Below are 26,085 nucleotides of genomic sequence, written 5' to 3' on the forward strand. Positions count from 1 at the left end.
TCGGCAAAAGGGTCAAGGAAAAAATCAGCCTATTCGCGGATCGGCGGTCCTCTGGATCTACGGATTCACCGAATCGACAGACCTGCCTGATCAGCGAATTCCCGTGCGCAGAAGGGCGCGCTTCAAGCGGCTGGGGCTGTGCATGTCCGTTGGAGGGATATAAACCAATTTAAGACCCAGTTGCCGGCAGACGAAGTCGAGGCGACTCGTCCGCTTCACTTCCACGTCGCAGCAGACGGCCAGACCTTTGGCAGGCACATAGGCGGTGATGCCAGTAAGGCCGGGCGGGCTGCCGGCGATGACCTCAGCCTGGGGGTATACATCTTGCAGGGCGCGCATAACGATGTTTTTACCAGCTTCTTTTTCTTCCTGTTCCGTCTCTAAGGCAGAGGCTTTGCGAGGAGCGATGGGGGCATCGGGGCGCGCTTGCGGTGACATTGGCACCGCTAATGGGTTCTCGTCAACCATTGGCTCGACGAGAGCAGTCTGGTCAGAGGCGGTCGTCGCCGACTCTTTCCATGCTAACTCCCTTACGACCACCGGCGCCGGGTCACCTTCAGCGACAATCCCGCCGTTCCATTCCGCCTGCCGTCGAGCGATGCCGGCTTTCAGGTAGTCCTCCAGTATGCGCTGGAACTCGCCAAAACTGCGCAGCACAGCCGGCTGGGGGAGTTTTTGCTGCAAAAGTTGGCGCATTGTCGGTTCCACGTATTCCCGGCGTCCCTCCACCAGCAACTCGCAGAGCAGCGCCAGACGAGCGGTCAGACGCGCGCCTTCCTCAAAACGTTCCTCCCGGTAAGGGCCCACGAGCATGCTAACCTGGCTCGCCTCATCGATCAGTTGGTCGAGCAAGCCGAGGATCTGCTGCTCCAGTTTGCGCTGTTCTTGTATGTGCAAGACCGGTCCTCCTCCCTGTCCGTCGGCTGTTCATCTGTAAAATTTATGCAGCAGACAAACAAGGTAGAACGGTTCTAGCTTTGTCGACAGAGGCATACGATTATAGGGTATAGTCGAAAGCGAAAGAGGTGGCCATAATGCAAGAAGATCAAGTTTTGTACCGGATCGACAAGTATTTTCAAAGCCGAAACATGACCTTGGACGATAAACTCTTTTATGCGAAGTTGATCGCCACATTGGATCTGGAATCCGGTCATTACAACGCAGAGACGGAAAAACGGCGTTTGGAGCTTTTCGCCGCCCAGGTGGACCGGTTGCGTGAAAAGCTGCGCAATCGCGCTGGTTGACCGGAAAAAATTTTTTAATGCGGGAGAGTGAGGTAGCGAAGGCCGATAAGGCCGAGAGACAAAGGAAAAATGGAAAAAAGGGGCTGACCTTTGCTGTCAGCCCTTGTTTATTGCCCCGTTGATTCAGCAGTTCTTCCTATCGCTTGCGTCGTTTCAGCAGTTCTTCCGTCAGCTTTACGGCTGAAACGGCGTCAGGCGCATAGCCGTCTGCCCCGGCGGTTGCGGCGTATTCAGCGGTGACGACAGCGCCGCCGGCCATGGTCAGACAATCGATCCCATCCGCCTTGAGGGCGGCGATGGTGTGGTCGATCTCGGGCAGGGTCGTCGTCATCAAGGCGCAGAGGCCGACCACGTCGGCTTGTTGCGATCGCGCCTCGGCGACGATCCGCTCGGCGGGCACATCCTTGCCGAGGTCGATGACGGTGAAGCCATTGTTCTCCAGCAGGGCCGCCACGATGTTTTTGCCCAGGTCGTGAATGTCGCCCCGCACCGTCGCCAGCAGTACGCGCCCTTTGCTGACCATGTCCTGGGTGGGCAGTTCGGCCTTCAGCGTCTGGAAGGCGGCGCGCATCGTCTCGGCGGCCAGCATGACCTGAGGCAGGAAGCAGCGGCCGCTGCCATAAGCCTCGCCGATCTCGGTCATGGCAGCCGTCAAACCGCCCTCGGTGATGGCGATCGCTGTCAATCCATCCGCCAAGGCTTCCCGGACGAGGGGAATCACGCTTTCCTTCTCCCCGGCGATGACGGTCTGGCGCATACGGGCGAGCACATCGCCGCCTGCTGAAGTGTTGCCTATGCCATTTGATGGCGCAGACGGTGAAGCTCCGTCCGTAGACGTGCCCGTGTTTGCTCCGGCAGACCCGGTCCTGCTGGCGGCAGCGCTCTTTGCAACCGATTGCGCCGCCTGGGAATTGGCATAGCGGACACAGAATCGCTGGCCCTGCTTGTCATGGCCGAGCAGCACCAGGGCGGCGTTCCAGCAATCGGAAAGGGTTTCATCGAAGGGGTTCATGATCGGGGCGTCCAAGCCCGCATCGAGGGCCAGCGCGCAGAAGGCGGCGTTGACGAGGTTGCGCCGCGGCAGCCCGAAGGAGACATTACTGAGGCCCATGACCGTCGGGAAGCCGAAGGTCTTCCGGAAGAGGCGGAGCGTCTCCAGTGTTTCACGGGCGGCGTTGGCATCGGTGGCGACCGTCATGACGAGGGGGTCGAGCAGCAGGTCCTGACGTCGGAGACCGGCCGCTAAGGCGGCGTCGACGATCTCCTGAGCGATGGCCACCCGCTCTTCCGCTGTCTGGGGAACACCACCTGGCGCGATGGGCAGGCAGAGCACGGCGGCGCCGTATTTTTTGGCCAGAGGCAGAAACTCACGCAAGCGGTCCGGTTCGGCGCTGACCGAGTTGATCAGGGCGCGGCCCGGGTAGGCGCGCAAGCCGGCCTCCAGGGCGGCGGCATCGGTCGTATCAACGGCAAGAGGCGCATCGACGAGCAACGACAGTTCCGTGATGGCTGTCTTCATCGCCTCAGCTTGGTTGATGCCGGGCACGCCCATGTTGACATCGAGGATTTGGGCGCCGGCCCGCACCTGTTCGACGGCGTCCCGTTTCACCGTCAGCCAGCTTCCACCTTTGATCTCGGCGGCCAAGGCCTTCCGGCCTGTCGGGTTGATGCGCTCGCCAATGATGACTGGTGAGAAATCCGGCCCCAGATAGACGGTGCGGCTGCGGCTCGTCAGCGCCGTCATGGGCGCTTTTTCCGGTCGCGCCGGCGCCGCGCCGCCGGGGTAGGCAGCATAGAGTGCGGCTTTGGCGGCGGCGATGTGTTCCGGCGTGGTGCCGCAGCAGCCGCCGATGTAGGTGGCGCCGGCGGCTACCAGCTTAGGCGCCCAGGAGGCAAACTCTTCGGGGCTCATGGGAAAGACGGTGCGTCCGTCGATCAGTTCCGGCATGCCGGCGTTGGGCTGGGCGCTGATGGGGAGGTTGGTGACGCCGGCGATGGCCTCAATGACGGGGAGCAGTTGGGCCGGTCCCAGGGAGCAGTTGACGCCGATGACGTCAGCACCCATGGCTTCCAACAGGATAGCAGCCGTGGCCGGGTCGGTGCCGGTGACGGTGCGCCCGTCGGCGCCGAAGCTGAGTTGGCAGATGACAGGAACCTTGGCGACAGCCTTTGCCGCCAGCAAAGCGGACCGCATCTCCTGGATATCGATGATCGTCTCGATGAGGATGTAGTCGACGCCGGCTGTGGCAAGGGCGCTGATCTGTTCCGTATAGACGTCGACCGCATCATCAAAAGGCAGTTCGCCGAGCGGCGCGATCAGTTTCCCCGTCGACCCTACGGAACCGGCGACCTTTGTATCGGGACCGCAAGCGGCCCGGGCGGCCCGGACGGCGGCGTGGCAGATGGCCTCCACCTGATCAGACAACCCGTAATGAGCCAGCTTGAGCCGGGTAGCGCCGAAGGTGTTCGTTTCGATGATCTCGGCGCCCATCTCCACGTAGCGCCGGTGAATGGCTGTCACCCGTTCCGGGTGTTCCAGGTTGAACCGTTCCGGGCAGGCGCCCGGCGGCAGGCCTGCCGCTTGCAGCATGGTGCCCATGGCGCCGTCGAAGAGTTTTATCATCAGTATCACGATTCCTTTCTAGCCAGGCAGTCTTTTTTTGGGCAAGTCGCGCAACCTCTCTTGCAGACGACGCCAGTTCCCACAGGAGTATCCATGGGCCGATCCCTGCGCGGGACCAGGCCGATGATGGCGGTGACCGACTTTTGCGGATTGAGCATGAGTCCACCTGTCACCGTCACAGGCAGCCTGCCGGCAGCCACTGCGGCAAGCAGGGCTGGCTGGACAGTCAAGGGCCAGTCGCCATAACCGGGGCTGAAACGCCAGGTGGCCCGGTAGCCGCGGCGGGCGCCCTCTTCCTCAATGTATCGATTCGCCTGATCGGCGACAGCCTCTACAGCCGCTGTGCCTGCCGCGTCGAGGAGCATTCCCTGAACATAACGGCCGGCGGTGAAGTGTTCCTCCACGGCCCGTTCCAGGGCTTGGCCGATCGTCGCCGCGATGATGACGATCGACTCAGCGCCAGCAAGATGGGCCACGATGTCCCGCCCCTCCAGGCGGATGATCGGGTCTGCGCCGATAGCGCCCTCTTCCGGGTTGTAGGGAAAGGCTTTCCAGACCGCCTTTCCCTCGGCATAAAGAAGCCCCTCCTGACAGGCAGCGAGGAGCCGTTCTTCGGGAAATTGAAACTCCGCTCCGGACGTTCCTGCCATTCCGGCGTACCGGCGCGCCTCCTCCTTGTCGATGGCGGTCAAGGGAAACCGGTAAAGGGACATCCCTCTCCCTCCTTGCGCTCCGTTCGGTTCTATTCTGACTGCCATTATAGCTTGCTTCACAATAATATGCAAAAAGAAACAGCGCTTGTGATAAACAGTTCTAACAGGGTTTGTCTGTGCTCTTGAATCCGGCTGTTTATTGAAAAAACAAAACAGAGAAAGCCCTCCTGACGAACTTAATTTAGACGTTCATCAAGAGGGTTCAGTTCATCTCTCTCCTACCTTTTACCGGCGCGAGGCTTAACTGAAGAGCAAAAACCGCTTGCGCAACAGCCAGTACTCGATGATAAAACCGAAAATAGCGAGAACGATGATGGCACCGATCAGATAGCGCTGCCAGGAGACCTTTTCTTCCAATCCGGCGATGATCTGTTCCTTCTCTTCGGTGAAGGTCTGCATCTGCCGTTTCTGTTCCTGCAGGTCCTCCACGCGCGAGTCGATGTTCATCTTGTCCTCGGCCAACTGAAAGGCGCTGCGGGACAATTCCAGGTTGCGCTGGCTGAGGTCTTTCACCCGCCGGTCATAGAGGCCTTCCTGGTTCACCTCAGCGCCGGGGAGCATGGCGTTCCATAAGACATCGCCTTCCGCCTGAGCCGGACGGCGGACTCCCGTCAGTTGAGCCAAGGTCGGGGCCACATCGATCGTGCCTGCCGGCGGCAGCGTGACGGAAGTTTTCAGCTTCGGTCCGCGCAGGAGCAGGGGCACCACTAATTCCCTATCGACTGTCTTTTCATTGCGTTCGCTGGTGCGCGGCGTGAGGCCATGATCAGCGGTGACGACGAGCAGGGAGTCCTCATAGAGGCCGGCCTCTTTGAGCATCCGGACCCAGCGGGCGACCTGTTGATCCACTTCGCTGATTGCGCGAAGGTGGGCCTGGCTGTAAGGGCCTTCTTTTTTCGCCGCCCTTTCCGGATCGGAAAAAACAACGAGTGTAGCGAAGGGTTTGTCCGCCTTCCATTGCTCAAGGGCTTGGTCAGTGAGCGCCTTGGCTGCGCCATCGCGAAGGAACACCTTTTGGCGAAAGCCAGCTGCGATGGGTTTTAGGTCTTCTTCCGACGAAGCCGCCAGCATGGTCTGCTGTCCCTGAGCCTGCCAGACTTGAAAGAGCGTCTCCGCCTGCATCGATTGCAATGGTTTGATCATGCCGTGGCGGCGCGGCGTCGCTCCGGTGGCCAAGGAGGCCAGTGCCGGCGGGTTGGCTGGCGGGTAGACGGCAACCGCCTGCTCAACCTTCACCGCTTCTTTGGCCAGATCGTGAAAAGTCGGCGTGTGGGTGTGCAGCAGCGCATCCATCCCCACGCCCGACATGACGATGACGAGGACATGCTTTACGGGCCGCTGGGACTTGTCTTCCGGCGGTGGTGTTTCCGGAACGGCCAGAGCTATGCTGCTGAAAAAAAAGAACAGGAGCATCGACAGCGGCAGAATAGCGCGGCGCCACCGGTGGAAGACAGGCCTCATCGAACTCCCCCCTAACCCTTGTCCCGATTCTGCTGCATGTATATGGGCCTATCAGCGGGACTATGAATGAAAAATGCCTGTCCGGAAGAAATCCTCCCAGACAGGCATGGTTTCACCGGGATGGCGTGGTCCAACTCCCCTGGTGCCATCAGGTTCTCGCAGCGTTTAAAAAGGGCAGCCGCAGCTCCCGCCTGAACAGGCGCCGGGCGTCGGCATGGGACACCCTCCTGGTCCGCAGGGGGACGGTGAACTGGACTTGCCGACAAAAAAGCCAGTCATCAGCGCTTTGGTGCCTTTTTGTCCGCATTCTGGGCAAGGCACTTCGCTCCGCTTGTCATAAGCCACCAACTCGGAAAAGCGGTGACCGCAGTGGGCGCATTCAAAATCGTAGGTTGGCATTGTCTCTCCCAAACTCTCCTTTTAGTTTCTAATGGATGTTCCTACTTCTCGGTCCTGGGGTGATTAGGGGAGGGCAGAGTTTTACTCCGCCTTCCCTTCTGTCCGTTCTGCAGCATCTTCGGCAGCAGGTTCAGCGGCTGGGGCCGGTTCAGCATCGATGACAACCTCTTGCTTCGCTTGGATGCCCAGTTTTTCCTCGATGACGGCGATGCGCGCTTCGAGGGCCTCAAATTCCTTGCGGGTGATAAAACCGATGTCATTGCGCAGGCGTCCGAATTCGCTCTTGATCGTATCGGAGACAACCTCACGCTGTTCCTTGCTCTTTTCCAGCAACTCTTCGATGACCTTGCTGGCTTCCTCTTTGCTCATCTCACCCTTTTTCACCAGTTCGTCGACGATGACTTCAGCGCGTTCCTTGGTCAAGGTGACGGCGCCGAGGCCAGCCAGCAAAGCTTTGCGCACGATGTCTAACATAGGGCAGCACTCCTTTTTTACTATTTTTCCAATGGAGCCATAGCGACACCTACAGTGCCCGGCCCCACATGAACCGCAATGACAGGACCGATCGGGCTGATCGTCGGTTTCGCTTCCGGGATCAGAGCGGTGATCTGCCGACAGAACTCCTTGACCGCCTCTGGGGCGTAGACATGGCCCACATCGATGCGGAGAGGTCCTTCCTTCTGCCAACGATCGGCGATAAACTCGGCGATGCGCTGGTAGGCTTTGCGGCGCGTGCGGATCTTCTCAAAGACCTCGATCCGGCCATCTTGAAGCCAGAGGACCGGCTTGATCTGGAGCAGCGATCCGATGAGCGACTGGGCGCCGCCGATGCGCCCCCCTTTATATAAATATTCCAAAGAATCGACAATCAAAAACAGGTTGTGGCGATCGCGGACGCCACAGATCGTTTCGATCACCTTCTCCGGCGTCATGCCGGCGGCGATGGCTGCCTGGGCCGCTTCCACCTGAAGCTTCAACCCCATGCCCGCCGATAAGGAGTCAACTACATGAATCGACGTGCCCTCCAGGCTGCCGACCATGGCTGAAGCAGCCTGCCAGGTTCCGCTGAGGCGGGAAGAGATGTGCAGCGAGATCACCGGATCGCCAGTGGCAATGAGACGTTCGTACAGGTCGAGGAATTGGGCCGGCGGCGGCTGGGACGTAGTGGGAATCTTCGGCGCTTTGCGCAGATAGTCGGCAAAGGCGTCGCCGTTTGCTTCTGTTTCGGGATAAGAACAGTCTTCTGTGATGACTTGTAGGGACAACACATGGGTTTCCCAGCGGCGGATCTCCTCTTCTGTTAGGTAGGCGGTGCTATCTGTGACCAGTCGGATGCGGGGCAAGCGGGAAACACTCCTCCCAAGAAATGTGACCAGCGCCAAAAGTGGTCGGAAAGTTCTCCGGTGGAAACAGCCATATTAGTCATAAAGCTATGGCGAAGGGTGATTAAGGAGGGATTGGGGTTGACCCTTCATCGATGGACAGCGGGCTTTATCACCCAACTGATTCCGCCGAATATCTCTGTGCTCATGGAGACGCGTACCGATCGTCTCGTCATTCAGGCGCCGACACACCGCATCGCCTTCCAGGAACCGCCGGTCCGGCTGTCGAATCCGGTCATCACCGTCACCCCCCGGGAACCAGGCGGACAGCGGTACCGCTATCGTTGCGGCATGTCGCCGGTGGCGGATGTGTCTGCCACTACCATCCATTATACCACTGAAGGGTGCCAATTTAACTTGTTTTTGCAGCGACCGCTCCATATCTTGCTGGGTGACGCCGTTTCTTCCGGGGAATGGCGGAGTAGCATCCCGATTGTCGGCAGCGACGCCTTGCAGGGCGCCATCGCCGCCTGGACCATGGCCGTATTGATCGGACTTCCCCCTGACGAAGCGGCAAAAAAACTGTCCGCCATCGGCCCGCCGGAAGGGGAACGGCAGATGATCCCCTTAGGCCCGCAAGCCTGCCACCTGCTCTGGGACCGCGGCCGCGACGGCGCCAGCGTCAGCGAACTACTGACAGCTATCGCCTGTCACGACTACGGCGCCATCCACGTGATGCTCCTCCCTCCCGACCCTGTGACGGCCGCCGAGTGGCTTGCTCTCCTCTCCGATTGGTACGATGTGCTCGGCGAACCGGAGGTTCACATCCGCCTCCCTCGTTCGGTCCGCTTCGCCCTGCCCGAATGGACGATCCGGATCGACAACCCCCAGCGGTTTCTGATGGAAACGCTGGTTCGACTCTCGCCGGAAGACTTGCTCCTCTGGCTGGGCCCGAAACCGCCCGTTCCGTTGGGGGACCTGGAACAACCGCCGAAAAACCGGGTATTCGGGGGAGCGCCGGCCCTGCACTCTCTAGCCGGCTCCCTATCGCCAAATTATGTATGATATCCTGTTTAGACATCCGCCTGGCGGGCATACTAGAGATGCTCCGCTTTTTGGTGGATATATCTCTCCCTGCCAGCGCCATGCGCTGGATTTTTTTTTAGAAAAAAACCGGGCGAAACCGGCCCGGCTGGATGTATGGTCGTCATTGTTTTTAACGTCATTGTTTTTAATGAGATCGATGTTTACTGAAACCGGTGCCGCTTTTTCCGGGATGTCAGAACTGAACCGATATACATCATGGTCGGAATCGCGACCGCATGAAAAGCAAACCAGCCGGCATGGCCGAACTCAAAACCGGTGTCATGGACCAGTGTCTTGTCCCGCTCCCACATGCAGTTCCCTCCCCCCTTTCTCTCCCAATCTACTGATTAGTCTGGGACAGAGGGGGTGAAATATCCCCGGAGAAAAACAAAAAAGACGGTTCAAAGAACCGTCTTTGCCATCAAATGGTGCGGTCGAGAGGACTTGAACCTCCACAGCCTTGCGACCACTAGAACCTGAATCTAGCGCGTCTGCCAATTCCGCCACGACCGCCTATTGTTTCCCTCTCTCCATTATTGTCGATTGAGAACACTACGAATTATAACCAGGGTTCGACAAGCCGTCAAGCCCCTTCTTTTTTCTCCACCTCAAAATCAAGGAGCCGGAGCATCGGTTCATCGATGACACCATTTTCCGCCAACTGGTGTTGTTGCTGGAAGGATCGGACGGCTTTTTCCATCTCGGCCCCAAAGCGCCCGTCGGCCAGGCCTGGCGAGAAGCCCTTTTCCTGCAGGCGGACTTGGATCCGAGCGACCTCCTGGCCCGTCATCCCGGCCTTATAGGCCCTTTTCGAGAGCGTGACCTTCTGTGAGTCGACGACGCGGACGACGGTTCGCAAGGGGACCCATTCAAAAAGTTCCTCCACATCCCGGTTATGCATGCGAAAACAGCCGCCGCTCGCGCTCTTGCCAACCGACCAGGGCTTGTTGGTCCCATGGATCCCGTAAATGCCCCAGGGGACATTGAAACCCATCCAACGGCTGCCGAAGCCGTCACCCCAGTGTTTCTGCTTGTCGACGATTCGCCATTCGCCAACCGGCGAGGGTGTCTTCTGTTTTCCTGTCGCCACGGGAAATGTCTTGTATGCCTTGCCGTCGGCCAGGATGGTCAGGGTGTTTTTATCGAGATCGACGACAAGGCTGATGGCGCCTACAGGCGCCGGGAGTTGCTTTTGTGGCGCCGCCGGCTGGTTGGTCATCGCCGGCGCGGCCAGTGTGAGCCAGGTAGGGGTCGATACACAGCCATCGGCCCTCTGACCTTTTTGCCGCTGCATTTCCGTGACGGCCTTCACCGTCTTGGCGTCATAGATGCCGTCGATCTTTCCCTGGTAGTAGCCAAGGTCTTTCAACCGCTCCTGCAGTTCAGCGACATCGTCGCCTTGCAAGGGCGGCGCCGCCGGGTAGAGCAAACGGTCCAGGTCGGCGCAGGTCGTCCCCGTCGCTTCCTCAGACAAGGTTTCCGCAGGTTCGCCGCCCATCCAGAAGGCCTGGGCTGAGAACAGGGCCGACAACAGGAGCAAGAGCCCTCCGGCGATCCACCGCCAGCGGCGACCTCTCAGATTGATCGTAAAAAACAAAACGGCACCCCCTAGCGACAGCTTTGTCGTTACTCCTTCATTCATACTCCTCTTTCAGCCGTCGTATGATGGTGAGAGGCGATCTGAAGGGGAGGCCGCTCAGATGGGGGCGCCGATATCAACGATATTGACGATAGTTAAGCGAAAAAACCTGTTAATTGCCGGATTGATCGTGATCATGACGTTCGCCTGCGGATGGCTTTACTGGCAGCAGCAGCAGATCGCCCATCTGCAGTTCGTCCTGCAAATGGAAGAGACGCAAAAAGCGATCAGCGCTGTCGGACCGGAGTATGACAAGCTGCGCCAAAGGATACGCAAGGAGATGGCTGAATCCGGCGTCGACTACGCGCTGTTTATGGAAGACCTGAAGAGCGGCAGCCAGTTTGCCATCGAACCGGACAAGAACTTCCAGGCGGCCAGCGCCATCAAGGTGCCCCTGGTCCTTTTCGTCTACGCCCTGGCCCAAGACAACCGGCTTAACCTGGATGAAACGATGACCCTGACCGCCAGAGATCTGGCGCCCAGTTCTGGCGGTCTCTGGAGTTACCGGCCCGGACGGCAGTACACCCTCCGGCAGTTGGCAAAGCATGTCATCGAGGACAGCGACAATACGGCCACCAACATGCTCATGCGCCGCGTCGGACGGTCCAACTTCTACCTCTTCCTCCGTCTCGCCGGCGCCCATACGGTGCCGGCCGGCCCCGGCAAAGGCAATATCACCTGCGCTCGCGACATGGCGCTTTACCTCAAGGGGATCTGGATTTTCCGTCAGCTCAATCCAGCCTTTGGGGAGGAGATGTTCCAGTACCTGCTGCACAGCAAGGTCGATGACCGCATCCCTGCCGGCATTCCCGATCATGTGAAGGTGGCCAATAAGATCGGTTCCCAAATCGGCTTTTTCCATGACGCGGCCATCGTGCTGCTGCCCGATCGCCCCTATGTGCTGGCTGTTTTATGCAACCATCCCAGCGAGACGGAGGCCATCGCGGCCATCTCGCGCATTTCCCGGATCATTTATGAGTTCCAGCAGGCCCAGCCGCGCGGCGCGAAACGGTAGCTCCCTTTTGGCTCGGCAATCCTGCGAACGTTCAATCCTTCCGCTGGAAGCAACTCGGTATTGCCTCACGGACCGCAGGACGAGAACAGGCATATGATGATTCAAAGAAAAATCAGGATATAGAGGATAAAATTGCGTGTTCACGTTGAAAGGGGTTGTTTTTATGATCGCTTATGGGCGCCCGCGTGGCGCCTGCTGGGAGAACGGCAGTCTGGTGGTGGCCCTGATCGTCATTGTGGCGCTTTTCGGCAGCGTCTGTTTTTTCACCGCCGGTAGCCGGTAAAAGGGCTGCGGTATTGAGATTCGGCGAAAGATTGCATTGATTCGAGTAGACGGAACAAACTATCGGCGGGAGGTGAACGCAGCAATGGCCAAGAACGCCGATAAAACCAAGACCAACTTGGGCACCACGGCTCCGCAAACGACCGCTACGACGGCTGGTGGCATGAACCCTGCCGGCACGACATCCGCTGGCACCACCGCTATGCCAAGAACGACGAAGTAAGTCAAATCACCAAAAAAAGCCAGCCGCGTAGGCTGGCTTTTCTAATTGTACGTGCGCTTACACTTCGGCGATCCAGCCGAAGTCGTCAATGAGCTTGCCGTACTGGATGCCGGTGATGGCGTCGAAAAGACGCGCCGACAGGTCCCCTGTCATGCCGTCATTGACGGTGATCTCCCGTTCGCCATGGCGAAGCAACCCGACCGGCGAGATCACGGCGGCTGTGCCGGTGCCAAAGACCTCTTCGAGGCGTCCCTCGGCATGGGCCGAGAAGATCTCATCGACAGAGATGGCGCGCTCGGCCACTGGGACCCCCCAGGACTTCAGGATCTGCAGCACCGAATCACGGGTCACGCCGGATAGGATGCTACCTGACAGCGCAGGGGTCACCACTTCCCCATTAATTTTGAAAAAGACGTTCATGGTGCCCACTTCTTCGATGTACTTTTTCTCAATGGGATCAAGCCAGAGCACCTGGGTGAAACCGATTTTCTTCGCCTCTTCGCCGGCGTAGAGGCTGGCAGCGTAGTTGGCTGGCGTCTTCACATCGCCGAGACCATGCTTGGCGGCCCGGGTGAACTCGTCGGTGATGTAAATCTTGACGGGGTTGAAGCCTTCCTTATAGTAGGCCCCAACTGGCGAGAGAATGATCATGAACTTGTACGTTTGGGACGGGCGCACGCCAAGGTAAGGGTCGGTGGCGATGATGAAAGGACGGATGTACAGGGCCGTTCCTTCAGCGCCGTAGACCCAGTCCCGTTCAATGTCAATGAGGGTCTTGAGGGCCTTGACAACGAAGGCCTCGTCAAAAGCGGGGATGCAGAGCTTCTGGATCGAGTAGGACATGCGACGGATGTATCTTTCCGGTCGAAAGATGATGACGCGGTCGTCCTTGGTCCGGAATGCCTTGATGCCCTCGAAGACTGCCTGCCCGTAGTGAAAGACCATGACCGAGGGATCGAGGAGCAGCGGTCCGTACGGCGCGATCTGGGCGTTGTGCCAGCCCTGTTCGGGCGAATAGTCCATGACAAACATGTGATCCGTAAAAATCGTTCCGAAACCGAGCTTGTCGGCTGCCGGTTTTTCTTTTCTCTCCGGCGCGAGATGGATTTGAAGTTCCATTGAATAGCCACCCATCCTTCGTTCTTACTGGATTCTCTGTAGCCCCAATTTTTGTTTGTTGAAGTTGATGGTACAGGATCGCCGGGAAGGGTGTCAATGTGTTGAGGGGGAATTCACATAGTCAAGTATGATGCACTTGCCGGGGAGGAAAACTGACACCGGGAGGTGATCCGATGACACGTAAGATCGTTGCGGCTATCCTACTCTTTTTATACATGATTCAGGCCGGTTGCACGCCCGAACGGCGCCCGCCTGAAACGAACCAGACACAACAGCAGAATCAGAAGGATCAAGGCGAGAAAAAGGGCATGAACGTGGAAGAGAAGGACGAAGAAAAAACAGAGAAAGAAGACGAGGGCGGGAAAAAGGGCGGCGACGAAGAGGGCGGCGAAAGCGGCAGCGAGGGCGGTTCTGAGGAGAAAGGCGGCAAAAAGAGCGGCAGCGACGAGGAAGGCGGCGGCGAGAGCGGCACGCAGAAAAAGAGCGCCGACGAAAGCGATGAGAAAAAAGGTGGCGGGGACAAATCCGAGGAAGAAGAGTAATGGGGGATGTGGAAACTTTTGGGTTAAATTTCCGTTTCTTTGGGCGAATCCCCCTTGTGTCCCTTCCCTTCTTTTGATACGATGATCTTGCCCTTGGGCGCAAGACGGAGGAATCTCTTGGTCGATTGCATGGCCAGGGGGTTTCTTCGTTTTTTATCAGAAGGAGGTGCTTCCCATGGGTCACCTGGGCATGAAGAAGGAAGAGGTTCTGCGCGCGCTCGCCGGCCGGTTAGACAAAAACCCGATCGGGGCGCCCATGAACGAAACGCTGATGGAGATCCTGCAGGCCATGTACGCCGACAAGGAGGCGGAGATCGCCAGCCAGTTCCCGCAAGGCTTTACGACAGCGGAACGGCTGGCCGAACTGACGGGAATCCCTGAGCCGGAGGTCGTCGACCATCTGAATAACATGGCCGACAAGGGGCTTGTGATGGACTTTCCCCGCAAGGGCCGGAACTTGTATGTGCTCTCTCCACTGGTGATCGGCTTTTTCGAGTACACCTTCATGCGGGTCACCGATCGAGTGCCGCAGAAAGAACTGGCGGAGCTCTTCGAGCAATACTTCCACGACAAATGCGTCGCCGGAGAGTTTTTCGGCGCCGACACAAAGCTCTTTCACACCTGGGCCTATGAGAGCACCATGCCCGAAGAGGTGGAGACAGAGGTCCTCAATTATGAGAAGGCATCGGTCATGATCCGCGACGCCGGCGGCGGTGGCTTATCCATGTGCTACTGCCGTCACCAGGCGGCCCACCGGGGCGTCGCTTGTGACGCCCCCGTCGACGACGTCTGCATGTCCCTGGGCGCGGCGGCGGAATGGCTCATCCGGCGCGGCTTCGCCCGCCCGGCCGGCACGGACGAGATGCTGCGCATCCTCGACCACACGGAGGCGCTCGGCCTCGTCCACCTCGCCGACAATGTGCAGAAAAACCCGGCCTAACTCTGCCACTGTTGCGGCTGCTGCTGCGGCGTGTTGCGCACGATCAACGAACATAACATCGTCGCGGTCCATCCGAGCAACTTCCTCCCAGCCATCGACGAACACCGGTGCACCGGCTGCGGCGCCTGCCTGAAGCGCTGCCATGTGCATGCCCTCTCCCTCATCGACCTTTCTGCCGGTGGAGACGCTTCCTGCGCCGCCTCTCGCGCAGTGACTGGCTTGGCCGCTTCCGGTGTGGGGCCTCGGGGCGCCGGGAAAGTCGCTTTCGTGCAGACGGAGCGCTGCATCGGCTGCGGCGCTTGTGTGAAAGGATGCCGGCGCGGCGCCATCTCGCTCGTTCGTCGAGAGGAGCTTTTCATCCCGCCGAAAGACAAAAAAGAGCAGATGCTGCGTATCGCCCGGGAAAAGGAAAAAGCGTAAGTCGGCGAAGGCGGGAAGCTACAAAAAGACGAGGCCCAAAATAGGACGAGAGTCTGCTTATAAAGTGAGTTTCGCCTCTTCATAGTTGTCCTGGTCATCCCACATCTCATTAAATTGCCGCTTCCAGGCCTGCGCCATAATCGGATCCCGCACCACCAGCAGCGCGGAGTCATCGACGGTCACGGCGCTCTCGGTGTAATCAAACCCTGAAGCGACGATAGCGCCGTCGATAATGCTCGCTCTCAGGCGCATGCTCCCCTTGTGCCGGTTCTGTTTGATAGGAATGCCGGATCGTTTCAAGGTCTTGAGGGCCTCTGTGTCTGCTTTGGTCCGGATCTCCTGACGGTCAACGAGGATGCGCGTATTGACGCCCCGCTTCTTCGCCTCCGTCAGGGCTTTGACGATTTCTGGCTTGTTCACGCGGGAGACTGCAACTTCAATGGTTGAATCGGCCGATCGGATCAGGTCTTGCAACAGCCTTTCTGGATGCTGCCTGGCCCGTGTGAAGGCCCAATCGACAACCGGCGACACCGTTTCTTGCGACAGCATGGGCGCCGGAGGCGACGCCGTCTGTACGCCTCCGGCGCTTTTGCCGTCTGCGCTCCCCACCTCTTTTTCAATCGGCGCTGCGCAGGAAATAACCAAAAAAGCCATCGCAAGCGCTGCAGACAACCAGGTAACCCGCGGCATGCCCACACCTCCGAATAATTGCCATTTTATGCCATTCATTCGGCACAGGCTCGCCGCATTCCTTTTTTTGTAAAATGTAATTTTCGGAAAAAGTGTTTTTACTGGCGAAAATAAAAGAGCTCGCCCAGTGGGCGAGCAGCGTTCATCAGGTTTTTTTAGGGTTTACCAGCGGGGGCGCGGTTGGAAGCAGTCGCGGCAGTAGACCGGTTTGTCGAGGCGAGGCTTGAAGGGGACCGTCGTCTCCTTGCCGCAAGTGGAGCAGACGACCGGATACATCTCCCGTTCAGCGCGGTGGACGCTTCCCTGGTAGCCGCTGTTGGTCGCTTTGCGGGCGGCGCGGCAGGCGTGGCAGCGACCGGGTTGGTTGGTAAAACCCTTCTCGGCAAAGAAGGCTTGTTCGGAAGCGGAGAAGATAAACTCAGCGCCGCACTCCTTACAGGTTAGGACCTTGTCTTGATACATGGAGAACCCTCCTACGATTATTGCCCTGTAGGGATATCCGACCGACCTCCCTGCCAGCGGCATTCGAGAAGGGTCCCGCGATTCCACATCAGGGTCTGTTACCAGTATACACTCTTTTTTGTAAAATTCAAGAAGAATGTCTAGTTCCCCCCCTTGATATTTTTGCGCCTGCTTTCATCTTGTCAGGTTTTTCCATTGACAATCGCCTCATAATTGGGTATAGTAGCTGTGCTTGAGCCGGCGTAGCTCAACTGGTAGAGCAACTGACTTGTAATCAGTAGGTTGCGGGTTCAAGTCCTGTCGCCGGCTCCACTACATATGCGGGTCAGCAGGATCATCAGGTGGAAGAGAGAACCAAAATGTAGTTACCGTTGTAGTTACGGAGGGGCATCTCTGGCGAAGCCATGGGGTTGTAATGATCTGGTACGCAATCGACGGAAGCTTTGTGCTGACGGCGGTTTTTTGCGTTTTCGTTAGGGTTGAGATTCTCTTTTCTAGATGTAAAACGACAATAGATATTCCTTTTCATTAATTCTCGCATCGTACGTCCAAAGGCGAGATCCATTAATCAAGATTTTCCTGATATGGCCTCTAGTCTTGAATCCTCGATAAAGAGGCAGATGTAGGTTATCTCTATCCCTCAATTTAGGGAAGTTTGTTGCGTTAAACTTGCCTATCTTCTGATTCTTACAATCACTCCATTATTTGCCTCTACTAAATCATGAGGCTTGATTCGCACCAAACTGTACTCCGATCCTCCACCAGTGAAGATCATTTCCTTTTCCATAACTTTCGGATCAATCAAATACTGAGCTGTATATCCAAAGGAAGGTGTACCACCGCAAGGAAACCCTGTGTAGGTAAGGATTTCTTCAGCGGTTGCCGGTCTAGGCGGTTCAATATTTAACGTTTTTCCGACTCTAGAAGTACTAGCTCGGTCTTCTCCTTTGACAATAGCGACAATAAGGTTGCCATCCTTAGAAATCATACAGATGTTTTTCACGAAATCATCTATATTCGCATCGGCAGCTTTTGCAGCATCTTCTACAGAGTGACATGTCTGCTTGTAAATTAGGTGCTGACAGCTAATGCTGTTCTCGACGATGTATTGATTGAGCTTTTTTTCGAATACATTCATAGATATCACCTCTTTTTTCTGGTTATTATAACATAAGTAGACTAATGTGGCTATTGTGAACGGTAAACTAAAAGTGAGCTGCCCCCGGTTTAATAGACACGGAAAAGGCACATTATCATGGGTTCTCGTAGAATTACTCACTATTAGCGATATACCTACTCTTCGATGCGACCTAGCCGCCAAGCCTTGACTCGCTGTGGTCTTTTTTTATCAGGACGGGCGAGGGTGACGGTAGACGGTGATACTCCCAATCCGCCCGTCCATTCGACAGCTTACCACAGCGAGTCAAGGCCGCTTCGCGCCGCAAGCGGTTGTCGGCCAGGTCTACCAGTGCGGCTATTGATCACATCGTTAGAAGGAGCAATGGACAAGCTCAGGCTCCGGCATCCGGTTATAGTGGAGAAAGGGATTCCTAATTCTCCTATTCAAAGCAGCCCCCTTCATTTGATGAGCAAATTCTTCAGGCGACATGTAATTCAAGCTTGAGTGCAAACGTACACGGTTATAGAATAGTTCGATATATTCGAAAATTGCTTGTTTCGCTTCGGTTCTCGTTCTAAAACGGGTTAAATATACCAATTCACACTTCAGATTATTAAAAAATGATTCTATACATGCGTTGTCATAGCAATTCCCCTTACGGCTCATACTGACGCGAAATCCGTGTTCCTTCAGCTTCTCTTGATAGGCATAACTAGCGTATTGACTTCCACGGTCCGAATGGTGAATCATACCAGTAGGTGGTGATGTTCGTAACACTGCCTGCTCAAGCGCCTGAATCACCAAGTCACTCGTCATGCTACTATCCATAGCCCACCCAATCACTTTTCTGTGACATAAATCTTCGATTGCTGCAAGATATAACCATCCTTCGTCCGTTGGAACATACGTAATATCCGCAACCCATGCTTCGTTGGTATGAGCAAATTGAAACTTTTGATTCAGAAAATTGTCTGCAACAGGAAATCGGTGTTTAGAATTGGTTGTTGCCTTAAACTCCGCTCAAAGCGTTCGGTTCGCAGGCCTTGGACGAAGCGGTGGCGCTGCGCCTGCAACAACCGGAGCTTTCTGCCGACAGCATCATTGCCTTGCTGCAAACCCGAGGGATTCCCGATGCTGAAAAGATGTGTGTGAGCACGCTCAACCGTCACTTTCGCCAGTTGGCCAAGGATCGCCCATCGCTCCGACGGGTGGTCCGCAAACGCTACCACCTGTTGAGTGTCGATGGCATGCACCAGTTGTGGATTTGCGACGTCTGGGACGGGCCGTTGATGCACGATTCCGCCCAAGGGAAAAAACGGCGCCTCCGGTTGGTGGCGACCCTCGACAGCCACACTCGCTATATCGTCCATGCCGAGTTTTATTTCAACGAAAACCTGCCTTGTCTGGAAGACGCCCTGCTCAAAGCCATTCTCAAACAGGGCGTCCCGGAGCGATACTATGTCGACAATGCAAAGATTTTTCATTCCAAGCCTCTGCGGCGCATTGCGGCGGAACTGGGCTTTCGTCTGCACCACTCCAAGCCGCACCAACCCCAGGGGCGTGGACGGGTGGAACGCTGGTTTCGAACGGTGGCGGAAAAGTTCGCCCCCCTGTTGCAGCATGCCTTGGACAAGGGCGAACTGACCGACTTGACGGCCGTCAATCAGTATCTGCTGTCCTGGATCGAAAGCCAATACCACCGCCGCCGCCATGGAAGTTTGAAGAAAAATCCCCTTGAAGCCGTGGAGGAAGCCCGCCAGGCCGGGCTCGTCCTCTCCAAAACCATCGATTCCGACACGGTTCGGGAGGCCTTCTTGTGGAGAGAGCAGCGTCACGTCACGAACCTGTCCACGGTGAAGATTTACGGCAACCTCTACGAAGTCAACGAGTCCCTGATGGGCAAACGGGTCGAAGTCCGCTACAACCCCTATGACTTGCGCCGCATCCTCGTCTATGATGAGGGCGTCTTTTGCGGCGAAGCCCACCCCTACCAAATGAAGCGGTTTGCGGAAAGACGGGTCGAAGAGCGGCAGCATCGCGCTGCCGACGCCCTCGATGGCGCCATGAAGGCGATTGTCGAGGCCCATGCCAAGCAAACCCGGGAAAAGGCCGGCGGGGTGTCTTTTGCCAAAGCCTTCGAGGGCAAAGCCCATGGCTAATTCCATCTATCCCTTCACAGGCGAACCGTTCACCCGGACATTGCCGACGGACAAGCTCTTTGTCTCCCGCGGTCACCGGGAGTTGTTGGCTCGACTGAACAACGGTGTCGAGTCGGGCGCCTTGGCCGTCATTACGGGCCATGTCGGGGCCGGCAAGTCGACGACCCTTCGTTCGGCGATGCACACGCTCGATGCCTCGCGGTACCGCTTTCTTTACCTGGCTCATTCGGGGCTCACCCCCAAAGAGTTTTACAAGCTCGTCCTCCATCAAGTCAACGTGACCCCGAAACGAGGGATGGCCGAGAATAAGCGCCTCCTTGCCCAAGCGATGTTGGAATGGAGCCAAAAGGGCGTCAAGACCGTGATCGTGATTGATGAAGCCCATGAGTTGGACGTTCCCATGCTCTCGGAACTGCGCTTTGCCCTCAACTACCAGGTCGATTCCTATTCTCTCTTGGCGATTATCCTCCTCGGTCACCCTCATCTGCGCGAGACGCTTCAATTACAGGTCCTCGAATGCATCCGCCAGCGGATTTCGGTGTTTTACCAGTTGCCGTCCCTTGCCGATGATGAAGTGGAGCCTTATGCGTTACACCATCTGAAATTAGCCGGCCTAGACCGGCAGATTTTTACGGATGAAGCCATCCGCGCGGTTGCGCAATACGCCAAGGGCATCCCGCGCAGGGTAAACAACGTTTGTCGCTACGCCTTGATTGCCGCCATGGAAGCCGATCAGTCAACCATCGATCAACATGCGGTCACAAAAGGGCTGGAAGACGCTTTGCTGTAGGTGACACGACCGTGGGCAGTGAGCAATAAAAAATGAAATGCCGCCAGGCAAAATGATGAACCCATGAATGGCTACCGTCAGTGGCGGTTGTTCTACCCCAAGAATGAACCGCCACTGACGGTACTTCAAATGCGAAGGCTCACCGCCATTGACAGTAAACACTTTTCCGTCAATGAGGGTGAGCCGCTACAATCATATGGTAAAGCTGGTTGTCCAGGGAGAATTGAACTGATTCTCCCTTTTTTCCTGCCCTGGTGTTCTCGCGAACGTGGCCCGAATCGCACACCCCAACGTCAACCGCCTAATAGATCTTCCTCCATACAGACTGGTGTCTGTCAAGGGACGCCGAAGGCGGGGCGCAGCCCTTGCCCTTGATAGGCGACGGTCTGTATGAGACCCTCCGAAAGGCGGTGACGGCGGGATCGCAGCATCGATCCGGTATGTGTTGCCTTGACAGAGAATCCGTCAAGTTTTGGACAATTAACATCATCTATTTCTGGACGTTATACCTTAGCTGTAACAATCAGAATTTAAAAACATCTGATTTTAACCCCCAATTAGAATTATGAGCTTTTCTTAAACGGAGATAAATAAAACTAACTAAAAAACCAATAATACCTCCTCCAAGCAATGCAACTGCAATCCACTCAACGATACCTCCTAAAACATCATTTAAAAGAACACTTTTTAGATTACTCCAATAAAATTGGTCTTTATAGTTGGCCATGTATAGTTCTTGTCTTGTTGATTGTCCTATAAAAATAAATTTAACAACCATAAACAAATAATAAGAAATAACTGATGTACTCCATGTTAATATACTTGCTAGAGTCGACCTCAATTTTGATTGTGAAACTTTTGCTTCATATAAGACAATAGGTATAATTGGCACTAACCAAATACCCCAAGCCACTATAAGCCACATTAAATATGAGGTTGTTATTTCTTGAGTAAATTCTTGATAGAAAAAGTCAAACACTCCAAATAAAATTCCAACCATGATATAAATGAACCAGTGCTCCATCAATAAATATGCCCCTTATCTCATTGTTTTACATGTAACTGCACTTAGATTTTAGGATTCAGGTTTTAATATAATGAACCCATTTTATAAAGTGTTACGAGTATAAATGTCAAGCAATATGTCGGGCGATAGGATTCAAAGCTGCGGCCTTATCATAAGAAAGTCATGGGTTATAGTGAAAGGAGATCCTATGCTAAGGCTGAAGAAGTATTATTTCCTAATGCATCCCATGATAGCCAACGCCCTGCCTGTTATTCATTATGCTGATGCGCTTATTCCCAGAGGGGAATGGATATAATTATATTAATTTCCAGAAAAGCTTAAAGGATTCTTAATCCCTTTGCAGAACCTACGCAATCCAAATAACACCAAAAAGTTAGCGACCCCAAAAGGGCACCTGCTTAAAGAACGATACCAATCCCCTCTTTAAATGTTTAAATTATACAGTCAACAGTCACATTCACCCCGCACACGTTTATGGAAAAATACACCTTGTTTCTACCTTTGCTTCGATAGGCGATCCCACCCTTTCACCCCTTGTCAGCTAAGCAGTAGATAACCCCACTCCCAGACCCAACGATATAGGTGTAAGGATATCCACCTCGTCGCTTCGCGCATTTCATCAATGATATATCGAAGCGGCACATCTCGATGACGAGAGGCAGGGGGATCAAAGATGCGTGGGTTCTGAGAATTACTTTGATTATCATTTGAAAATGCCTTTTCCAACCCTCCACATCCCCCTACGCCCCACAACCTACCATACCATTCATACCAAAACGGGGGTTTAATCGGAGGTGGGCCATTACAGCGGCCTTACGTCGGACATGGAGTTTTCAGGCGAAACAGATACCGAATTTTTCTCGCTCATCTACTCCGCCCTTCCCCCAGGCTGCTTTCCCTTGCTATGATATCTGTCATATCGGTCATAATGGCTAAATCGGCCCAACTACTTCAATCCATAATTAACGTAAAAATAAAAACACCCCGCCAACGCAGGTATCGAAGCAAGTTTCCTAAATTCCTTCGGAATAAATACCGAGATGAGTGTTGCAAGTACTCCAGATGGAATTAGCATCCAAATTACTAGATTCCACGCCATGCGATTGAAAGAATCAGCAATTATGTTTGAAACGTCCATACCTTTTAGTACACCTCCAATCTGGTGTTTCGACAAGATAATAGATTTTCCTGGAAAAATTTTTCGACATTTTTCGTCACTTTTCTTTCTTTGAATAAGGCTATAAAACAAGAAAAACCGCCCTTTCCCCAAGGCGGCTCTCCCTTGCTGTAATATCGGTAATGTCTGCTACCCCCTAACCTCTTCCAACGCATCCTTATGAATCTGCCGCCTATCCAGTTCCATCGCCTCCGCTATGTCCAAGGTAAGGAACCCTGAGTTCCCGTCGGGTTTTCATTTTACCCTGCCGGTCAAGGCCGCTGCGCGCCGGCAAGCCGGTTCCCCGGTCAACCTGACGATTCCTTGGCATGGACAGGTAGCATAGAGACCCGCCTCGGGGAATCTAGGAACCATCAGGGGATCATGCCGTCAAAAAGGTCTTGCGATGGGTCATCCGGTAGCTGTCCCCGGACAAGGAGAAAAGTTCACTGTGGTGGACGAGTCGGTCCAGAATAGCGGTGGTGATCACACTGTCGCCAAAGACGTCAGGCCACTCTTCGAAGCTCTTGTTGGACGTGATGATGACCGATGTCCGCTGATATAAGTCATTGACCAGTTGGAAAAACTGATTGGCTTCCGTGCGTGTGATCGGCAGAAATCCAAGTTCGTCGATGATCACCAGATCGGCTTTTGATCACCACTTCTTTCGGTAAGCCGCCGAAGTATTCCCAGCAACGCTCGAAGGTCTCGCAAAGGATGGCGGTGGTAAAGGGCGTCGCTCGCCATTCCAGGTATCGGTAGCGGGAATGGGACAGGATGGCGCCAAAACCGTAGACACGGATTTTCCGACCGTTCTCTGTGATGGCCCAGGCGAAGCCGAAATCGACTTGGACTTGCTGGCCCATGGGCGGGTCCACGACGGCCTGGTATTAGCGCTCATGATGGCGCGGTTTCGGCAGACCGTGCTTTTGCCGCAGTTTGCTCAAAAACCGACGCAATGTCCGTTCGCTTTCCCGGTACTCGGCGTAATGTTGTTTCAGCCGGTCGTGAATCTGTGCTGCGCTGAGATCGGGGTGTTCCGTTAACCAATGAATGAGGATGTCGGTGTAGGGATCGTGCTTGTTTTTGCGCGTCGTGGCCGCTGACCGACAACTTGTGAATTCATCGGGGGTCATTCGCCAGTACTTTCGCACGGTCTTGATATTTACGGCGAGGAAACGGGCCACCTGGGAAGGCTTCAGTCCCTGATCTTTTTGGTGATGAATCTGTGCGTACATTTTCCACCCCGTCAATGGATTTCGACGGCCACCTTGCAATGCTGGATGATATGCGTGCCGTCTTCTTCTACCGCGATCAGGTGGCCTGCTATTGCATGGCTTTCTCAGGCGTGAATCGCTGGTGGTACCCGTTCTGACGACCCGCAAATTGTACCAGACATCCAAGGCGAGTGACCGTTTTTCGTCCATTTTTAATGGCCAAAATTCATCCCTTTTAGAAAGCGTCTACGGATATCGAAAGCTGGGAATCTGCCTTCATAAACAGCATCAGTTGATCATCAATCATAAAAAAACCTATCGGCTATGCAAGGAGTTGTACATCCTATCGCCACAACGTCAGATCAAGGCCAAGCATCCTCGCCGGCTGGCGCGCAACCGAACCATTACCGCCTCCAATGAACTCTGGGAGATGGACATCAAATACGGCTACATCCCCGGTGAAGATCGTTTCTTCTATCTCATGTCGCTCATCGACGTCTATGATCGCTCTATCGTAGACTACCACATTGGATTAAATTGTGAAGGTGCTGACGCCGCCAATACGCTGAAACGGGCGTTGTGGAAACGAAACAGCTTTGAAAAAGAAATGAAGCCAATTGTGCGAACCGATAATGGACCGCAGTTTATCAGCCGTGTGTTTGAAGAAACGTGCGAACAATACCAGGTGGAACACGAACGGATTCCCCCGAAGACGCCGAACAAGAACGCCCATATTGAATCGTTTCATGCAAACCTGGAACGCGAGTGCTACATCAAGCATGCCTTTGAATCCTACCAAGACGCCTACCAGGTTGTCGGAGAATACATTGACTTTTACAACCAGAGGCGAATCCACGGCAGCCTCTACGATATGTCTCCTGCGGAGTTTTGTCGTCAGCTGGCGGAAGGGAACGTACCCGCCTTTGTTGTCACACTGTAGTATGGGTACCGCACCGTGGACCAGGCAGGTCAAAGCGCAAAGCCCGACGTCGACCGACGTTCCCTATACAGGCCGACGTCTGTCGAGGGACGCCGAAGGCGTGGCGAAGCCCTTGCCCTTGATAGACGTCGGTCTGTATAGGACCCTGCGAGAGGCGGTGACGGCGGCCCCGAAAACAGCGCAATCTCTAATTTTGTGAGACTCTACGAAAAACAGCGAATAAGGGGTCTAAGCTCTAGAATCAGGGGTTTGAACCGATGATGTTCGCCAGCAAAGGGCTGAGTGGACCTCCCTGGGGTGTTCCTTCCTCGCTCTTCACACGAATCCCGTTGAGCATGACCCCGGCCTTGAGGTATTCGCGGATCAGCTTCAAAACTCGTTTGTCCTTCACCTTGCGCGCTACGCGCGCCATGAGGATGTCGTGATTGACGCGATCAAAGAACTGGGCCAAGTCCATGTCAACCACCCATCGGTAGCCGTCGGCGATGTATTCCTTCGCTTTCTTTACCGCTTGGTGCGCACTCTTTCCCGGACGAAATCCGTAGCTGTTCGTGGAAAAGTCAGGGTCGAAGATTCAGAATCTGGTTCAAGGCCTGTTGGATCAGTCGATCGACGACAGTGGGAATGCTTAGCTTCCGTGTTCCGCCTTGGGGTTTGGGAATTTCAACCCGCCGGACCGATTGCGGTCGATAGGTCCCCTCCAACAATTCCTATTTAATGCGCGGCCATTCCTCTTTTAGGTACGGGCGCAGGGATTCTAGCCCCATACCGTCGACTCCGGCTGCGCCTTTGTTCGCTTATACGCTTCCGTCATGTTCCCTCGTTCGACGACTTTCTCCATCAGGTCATACGTCTCTTCGCGGGGTTGCTTCGCTTCTTGTGCCGGTAACGCGCTCGGCACTCCGCCGGTCCCCTGCGGATTCACCGCTTCCTCCCGTTGGCAGTTCCCTTTCGGGATATTCGGCTGTCTCTGCGCGTCACGCGAACGCATCGTCGCTTCCCCTTCCATCATGTTCGGTCCTTCATCTGGCCGGATGTCGGGCCAGCCTACTATGACCTCTGCTGACTCCTGCCGGTTCAGCCACGCCTTTCGGCGTGGTTTCCCAAGTTACTTGGTCCCCCGGCAGGCCTCCCCGGGTAAGGACGTTGCCTTTCCCTCCATCTACCCGCCCCATTTACTCTCGACAGCCTTCGGTGACAAGGACTTCGCTTTGATTAGCAAGCTCGTCCAACTGCCGCTAGCCTCACCTGGGGTTCGTGGTCCTCGGGCCGGAGGTTTGCCGCCGGCTTCCTTCAGATTCCGCCTCACGGCGGACACCCTTGCCTTAAGCTAACGCCTACGGCCACCTTCGGCGTTCGGGACTTTCACCCTAGAGACAACGCCCATGCCGGGCGCACTAACCTTGGAAACAAGGTGGGGCCTTTTAGACGCTTACTTCGAACCTGCGGCCCCTTTTTCTATTGTTTCATATATCGGCGAACGGAGATAATAGGTT

At 55.4% G+C, this 26,085-nt stretch carries 26 protein-coding genes, 2 tRNA genes and 2 pseudogenes; 11 read left to right on the top strand and 19 right to left on the bottom strand.

All coding sequences use genetic code 11. The features are described from left to right. Positions 1-90: 90 nt before the first annotated feature. The gene (locus AC0CW1_RS03975) at positions 91-897 is read right to left on the bottom strand and encodes a hypothetical protein (protein ID WP_488181771.1); all 807 of its coding nucleotides are present in this window, start codon (positions 895-897) and stop codon (positions 91-93) included. Between the two features lie 137 nt (positions 898-1,034). On the opposite strand from AC0CW1_RS03975, the gene AC0CW1_RS03980 reads away from it, so the two are divergent. Beyond that, on the top strand, positions 1,035-1,244 hold the full coding sequence (locus AC0CW1_RS03980) for a hypothetical protein (RefSeq protein WP_488181772.1): 210 nt from the start codon (positions 1,035-1,037) through the stop codon (positions 1,242-1,244). Between the two features lie 136 nt (positions 1,245-1,380). Here AC0CW1_RS03980 and AC0CW1_RS03985 read toward each other — a convergent pair whose 3' ends face one another. The 6 genes from AC0CW1_RS03985 to AC0CW1_RS04010 all read right to left on the bottom strand — a co-directional run bounded on the left by AC0CW1_RS03985 (position 1,381) and on the right by AC0CW1_RS04010 (position 7,783). Beyond that, the gene (locus AC0CW1_RS03985) at positions 1,381-3,867 is read right to left on the bottom strand and encodes a homocysteine S-methyltransferase family protein (RefSeq protein WP_488181773.1); all 2,487 of its coding nucleotides are present in this window, start codon (positions 3,865-3,867) and stop codon (positions 1,381-1,383) included. 5 nt (positions 3,868-3,872) lie between these two features. Beyond that, positions 3,873-4,580, bottom strand: coding sequence for a hypothetical protein (locus tag AC0CW1_RS03990; RefSeq protein WP_488181774.1), 708 nt, complete (start codon positions 4,578-4,580; stop codon positions 3,873-3,875). A gap of 240 nt (positions 4,581-4,820) precedes the next feature. Then, entirely contained in the window at positions 4,821-6,041 is a 1,221-nt protein-coding gene (locus AC0CW1_RS03995) for an alkaline phosphatase family protein (RefSeq protein WP_488181775.1), read from the bottom strand. A gap of 165 nt (positions 6,042-6,206) precedes the next feature. Next, positions 6,207-6,440 carry an FmdB family zinc ribbon protein gene (locus tag AC0CW1_RS04000; RefSeq protein ID WP_488181776.1) on the bottom strand — a complete coding sequence of 78 codons (234 nt, stop codon included), beginning with the start codon at positions 6,438-6,440 and terminating at the stop codon, positions 6,207-6,209. Between the two features lie 81 nt (positions 6,441-6,521). Then, positions 6,522-6,914, bottom strand: a complete 393-nt coding sequence (locus AC0CW1_RS04005) for a phasin family protein (RefSeq protein WP_488181777.1) — start codon at positions 6,912-6,914, stop codon at positions 6,522-6,524. Between the two features lie 20 nt (positions 6,915-6,934). Continuing rightward, a complete protein-coding gene (locus AC0CW1_RS04010; RefSeq protein WP_488181778.1) occupies positions 6,935-7,783 on the bottom strand; it encodes a DegV family protein in 849 nt (282 codons plus the stop codon). Positions 7,784-7,903: 120 nt separating this feature from the next. Between AC0CW1_RS04010 and AC0CW1_RS04015 the strand changes: the two genes are divergently transcribed. Then, complete coding sequence (locus tag AC0CW1_RS04015; protein ID WP_488181779.1) at positions 7,904-8,827, top strand: hypothetical protein; 924 nt, start codon at positions 7,904-7,906, stop codon at positions 8,825-8,827. Positions 8,828-9,009: 182 nt separating this feature from the next. Here the strand turns inward: AC0CW1_RS04015 and AC0CW1_RS04020 are convergent, their stop codons facing one another. From AC0CW1_RS04020 to AC0CW1_RS04030, 3 genes are all read right to left on the bottom strand, one after another. After that, positions 9,010-9,159 (bottom strand): hypothetical protein, encoded by a 150-nt coding sequence (locus AC0CW1_RS04020; protein ID WP_488181780.1) that lies wholly within the window; start codon positions 9,157-9,159, stop codon positions 9,010-9,012. Between the two features lie 115 nt (positions 9,160-9,274). After that, positions 9,275-9,361 (bottom strand) — tRNA-Leu (locus tag AC0CW1_RS04025). A 70-nt stretch (positions 9,362-9,431) separates the two neighbouring features. Further along, positions 9,432-10,445 (bottom strand): L,D-transpeptidase family protein, encoded by a 1,014-nt coding sequence (locus AC0CW1_RS04030; protein WP_488181781.1) that lies wholly within the window; start codon positions 10,443-10,445, stop codon positions 9,432-9,434. A 103-nt stretch (positions 10,446-10,548) separates the two neighbouring features. On the opposite strand from AC0CW1_RS04030, the gene AC0CW1_RS04035 reads away from it, so the two are divergent. Together AC0CW1_RS04035 and AC0CW1_RS04040 are read left to right on the top strand one after the other, a co-directional pair. Continuing rightward, positions 10,549-11,502, top strand: coding sequence for a serine hydrolase (locus tag AC0CW1_RS04035; RefSeq protein ID WP_488181782.1), 954 nt, complete (start codon positions 10,549-10,551; stop codon positions 11,500-11,502). 319 nt (positions 11,503-11,821) lie between these two features. Next, positions 11,822-12,007 carry a hypothetical protein gene (locus AC0CW1_RS04040; protein ID WP_488181783.1) on the top strand — a complete coding sequence of 62 codons (186 nt, stop codon included), beginning with the start codon at positions 11,822-11,824 and terminating at the stop codon, positions 12,005-12,007. 57 nt (positions 12,008-12,064) lie between these two features. Here AC0CW1_RS04040 and AC0CW1_RS04045 read toward each other — a convergent pair whose 3' ends face one another. After that, on the bottom strand, positions 12,065-13,126 hold the full coding sequence (locus AC0CW1_RS04045) for a branched-chain amino acid aminotransferase (protein ID WP_488181784.1): 1,062 nt from the start codon (positions 13,124-13,126) through the stop codon (positions 12,065-12,067). Positions 13,127-13,299: 173 nt separating this feature from the next. On the opposite strand from AC0CW1_RS04045, the gene AC0CW1_RS04050 reads away from it, so the two are divergent. From AC0CW1_RS04050 to AC0CW1_RS04060, 3 genes are all read left to right on the top strand, one after another. Beyond that, positions 13,300-13,668 carry a hypothetical protein gene (locus tag AC0CW1_RS04050; RefSeq protein WP_488181785.1) on the top strand — a complete coding sequence of 123 codons (369 nt, stop codon included), beginning with the start codon at positions 13,300-13,302 and terminating at the stop codon, positions 13,666-13,668. Positions 13,669-13,843: 175 nt separating this feature from the next. Continuing rightward, a complete protein-coding gene (locus AC0CW1_RS04055) occupies positions 13,844-14,608 on the top strand; it encodes a hypothetical protein (RefSeq protein WP_488181786.1) in 765 nt (254 codons plus the stop codon). Between the two features lie 30 nt (positions 14,609-14,638). Further along, on the top strand, positions 14,639-15,028 hold the full coding sequence (locus AC0CW1_RS04060) for an ATP-binding protein (protein WP_488181787.1): 390 nt from the start codon (positions 14,639-14,641) through the stop codon (positions 15,026-15,028). Positions 15,029-15,085: 57 nt separating this feature from the next. On the opposite strand, the gene AC0CW1_RS04065 is transcribed toward AC0CW1_RS04060, so the two are convergent. After that, on the bottom strand, positions 15,086-15,718 hold the full coding sequence (locus AC0CW1_RS04065) for a phospholipase D-like domain-containing protein (protein WP_488181788.1): 633 nt from the start codon (positions 15,716-15,718) through the stop codon (positions 15,086-15,088). Positions 15,719-15,880: 162 nt separating this feature from the next. After that, positions 15,881-16,180: a zinc-ribbon domain containing protein gene (locus AC0CW1_RS04070; RefSeq protein ID WP_488181789.1), complete on the bottom strand. Its 300-nt coding sequence runs from the start codon at positions 16,178-16,180 to the stop codon at positions 15,881-15,883. Between the two features lie 236 nt (positions 16,181-16,416). Between AC0CW1_RS04070 and AC0CW1_RS04075 the strand changes: the two genes are divergently transcribed. Further along, a tRNA-Thr gene (locus tag AC0CW1_RS04075) sits at positions 16,417-16,492 on the top strand. Positions 16,493-16,853: 361 nt separating this feature from the next. On the opposite strand, the gene AC0CW1_RS04080 is transcribed toward AC0CW1_RS04075, so the two are convergent. Together AC0CW1_RS04080 and AC0CW1_RS04085 are read right to left on the bottom strand one after the other, a co-directional pair. Further along, positions 16,854-17,318, bottom strand: a complete 465-nt coding sequence (locus AC0CW1_RS04080; RefSeq protein ID WP_488181790.1) for an aminoacyl-tRNA deacylase — start codon at positions 17,316-17,318, stop codon at positions 16,854-16,856. Positions 17,319-17,750: 432 nt separating this feature from the next. Further along, positions 17,751-18,317: pseudogene (locus AC0CW1_RS04085) on the bottom strand (IS3 family transposase); the annotation flags it as partial. 26 nt (positions 18,318-18,343) lie between these two features. On the opposite strand from AC0CW1_RS04085, the gene AC0CW1_RS04090 reads away from it, so the two are divergent. Together AC0CW1_RS04090 and AC0CW1_RS04095 are read left to right on the top strand one after the other, a co-directional pair. After that, a complete protein-coding gene (locus AC0CW1_RS04090) occupies positions 18,344-19,459 on the top strand; it encodes a transposase (RefSeq protein ID WP_488181791.1) in 1,116 nt (371 codons plus the stop codon). Further along, entirely contained in the window at positions 19,452-20,249 is a 798-nt protein-coding gene (locus AC0CW1_RS04095) for an ExeA family protein (protein WP_488181792.1), read from the top strand. The genes AC0CW1_RS04090 and AC0CW1_RS04095 overlap by 8 nt, the downstream gene beginning before the upstream one ends. A 523-nt stretch (positions 20,250-20,772) precedes the next feature. Here the strand turns inward: AC0CW1_RS04095 and AC0CW1_RS04100 are convergent. From AC0CW1_RS04100 to AC0CW1_RS04110, 3 genes are all read right to left on the bottom strand, one after another. Next, on the bottom strand, positions 20,773-21,273 hold the full coding sequence (locus AC0CW1_RS04100) for a hypothetical protein (protein ID WP_488181793.1): 501 nt from the start codon (positions 21,271-21,273) through the stop codon (positions 20,773-20,775). A gap of 1,541 nt (positions 21,274-22,814) precedes the next feature. Further along, a complete protein-coding gene (locus AC0CW1_RS04105; protein WP_488181794.1) occupies positions 22,815-23,072 on the bottom strand; it encodes an ATP-binding protein in 258 nt (85 codons plus the stop codon). 250 nt (positions 23,073-23,322) lie between these two features. Continuing rightward, on the bottom strand, positions 23,323-23,670 hold the full coding sequence (locus AC0CW1_RS04110) for a hypothetical protein (RefSeq protein WP_488181795.1): 348 nt from the start codon (positions 23,668-23,670) through the stop codon (positions 23,323-23,325). A 91-nt stretch (positions 23,671-23,761) separates the two neighbouring features. Between AC0CW1_RS04110 and AC0CW1_RS04115 the strand changes: the two genes are divergently transcribed. After that, a complete protein-coding gene (locus AC0CW1_RS04115) occupies positions 23,762-24,589 on the top strand; it encodes an IS3 family transposase (protein WP_488181796.1) in 828 nt (275 codons plus the stop codon). A gap of 256 nt (positions 24,590-24,845) precedes the next feature. On the opposite strand, the pseudogene AC0CW1_RS04120 reads toward AC0CW1_RS04115, so the two are convergent. Continuing rightward, positions 24,846-25,430 (bottom strand): annotated as a pseudogene (locus AC0CW1_RS04120) (reverse transcriptase domain-containing protein); the annotation flags it as partial. Between the last annotated feature and the right edge of the window lie 655 nt (positions 25,431-26,085).

The organism is Heliomicrobium sulfidophilum, assembly GCF_057715735.1.

What these genes read in the sequence shown, in the direction of transcription:
- AC0CW1_RS03980 (WP_488181772.1), top strand. Translation starts at nt 1,035, where the DNA reads ATGCAAGAAGATCAAGTTTTGTACCGGATCGACAAGTATTTTCAAAGC.
- AC0CW1_RS03985 (WP_488181773.1), bottom strand. Translation starts at nt 3,867, where the DNA reads ATGATAAAACTCTTCGACGGCGCCATGGGCACCATGCTGCAAGCGGCA.
- AC0CW1_RS03990 (WP_488181774.1), bottom strand. Translation starts at nt 4,580, where the DNA reads ATGTCCCTTTACCGGTTTCCCTTGACCGCCATCGACAAGGAGGAGGCG.
- AC0CW1_RS03995 (WP_488181775.1), bottom strand. Translation starts at nt 6,041, where the DNA reads ATGAGGCCTGTCTTCCACCGGTGGCGCCGCGCTATTCTGCCGCTGTCG.
- AC0CW1_RS04000 (WP_488181776.1), bottom strand. Translation starts at nt 6,440, where the DNA reads ATGCCAACCTACGATTTTGAATGCGCCCACTGCGGTCACCGCTTTTCC.
- AC0CW1_RS04005 (WP_488181777.1), bottom strand. Translation starts at nt 6,914, where the DNA reads ATGTTAGACATCGTGCGCAAAGCTTTGCTGGCTGGCCTCGGCGCCGTC.
- AC0CW1_RS04020 (WP_488181780.1), bottom strand. Translation starts at nt 9,159, where the DNA reads ATGTGGGAGCGGGACAAGACACTGGTCCATGACACCGGTTTTGAGTTC.
- AC0CW1_RS04035 (WP_488181782.1), top strand. Translation starts at nt 10,549, where the DNA reads ATGGGGGCGCCGATATCAACGATATTGACGATAGTTAAGCGAAAAAAC.
- AC0CW1_RS04045 (WP_488181784.1), bottom strand. Translation starts at nt 13,126, where the DNA reads ATGGAACTTCAAATCCATCTCGCGCCGGAGAGAAAAGAAAAACCGGCA.
- AC0CW1_RS04050 (WP_488181785.1), top strand. Translation starts at nt 13,300, where the DNA reads ATGACACGTAAGATCGTTGCGGCTATCCTACTCTTTTTATACATGATT.
- AC0CW1_RS04055 (WP_488181786.1), top strand. Translation starts at nt 13,844, where the DNA reads ATGGGTCACCTGGGCATGAAGAAGGAAGAGGTTCTGCGCGCGCTCGCC.
- AC0CW1_RS04065 (WP_488181788.1), bottom strand. Translation starts at nt 15,718, where the DNA reads ATGCCGCGGGTTACCTGGTTGTCTGCAGCGCTTGCGATGGCTTTTTTG.
- AC0CW1_RS04070 (WP_488181789.1), bottom strand. Translation starts at nt 16,180, where the DNA reads ATGTATCAAGACAAGGTCCTAACCTGTAAGGAGTGCGGCGCTGAGTTT.
- AC0CW1_RS04080 (WP_488181790.1), bottom strand. Translation starts at nt 17,318, where the DNA reads ATGAATGTATTCGAAAAAAAGCTCAATCAATACATCGTCGAGAACAGC.
- AC0CW1_RS04095 (WP_488181792.1), top strand. Translation starts at nt 19,452, where the DNA reads ATGGCTAATTCCATCTATCCCTTCACAGGCGAACCGTTCACCCGGACA.
- AC0CW1_RS04100 (WP_488181793.1), bottom strand. Translation starts at nt 21,273, where the DNA reads ATGGAGCACTGGTTCATTTATATCATGGTTGGAATTTTATTTGGAGTG.
- AC0CW1_RS04110 (WP_488181795.1), bottom strand. Translation starts at nt 23,670, where the DNA reads ATGTACGCACAGATTCATCACCAAAAAGATCAGGGACTGAAGCCTTCC.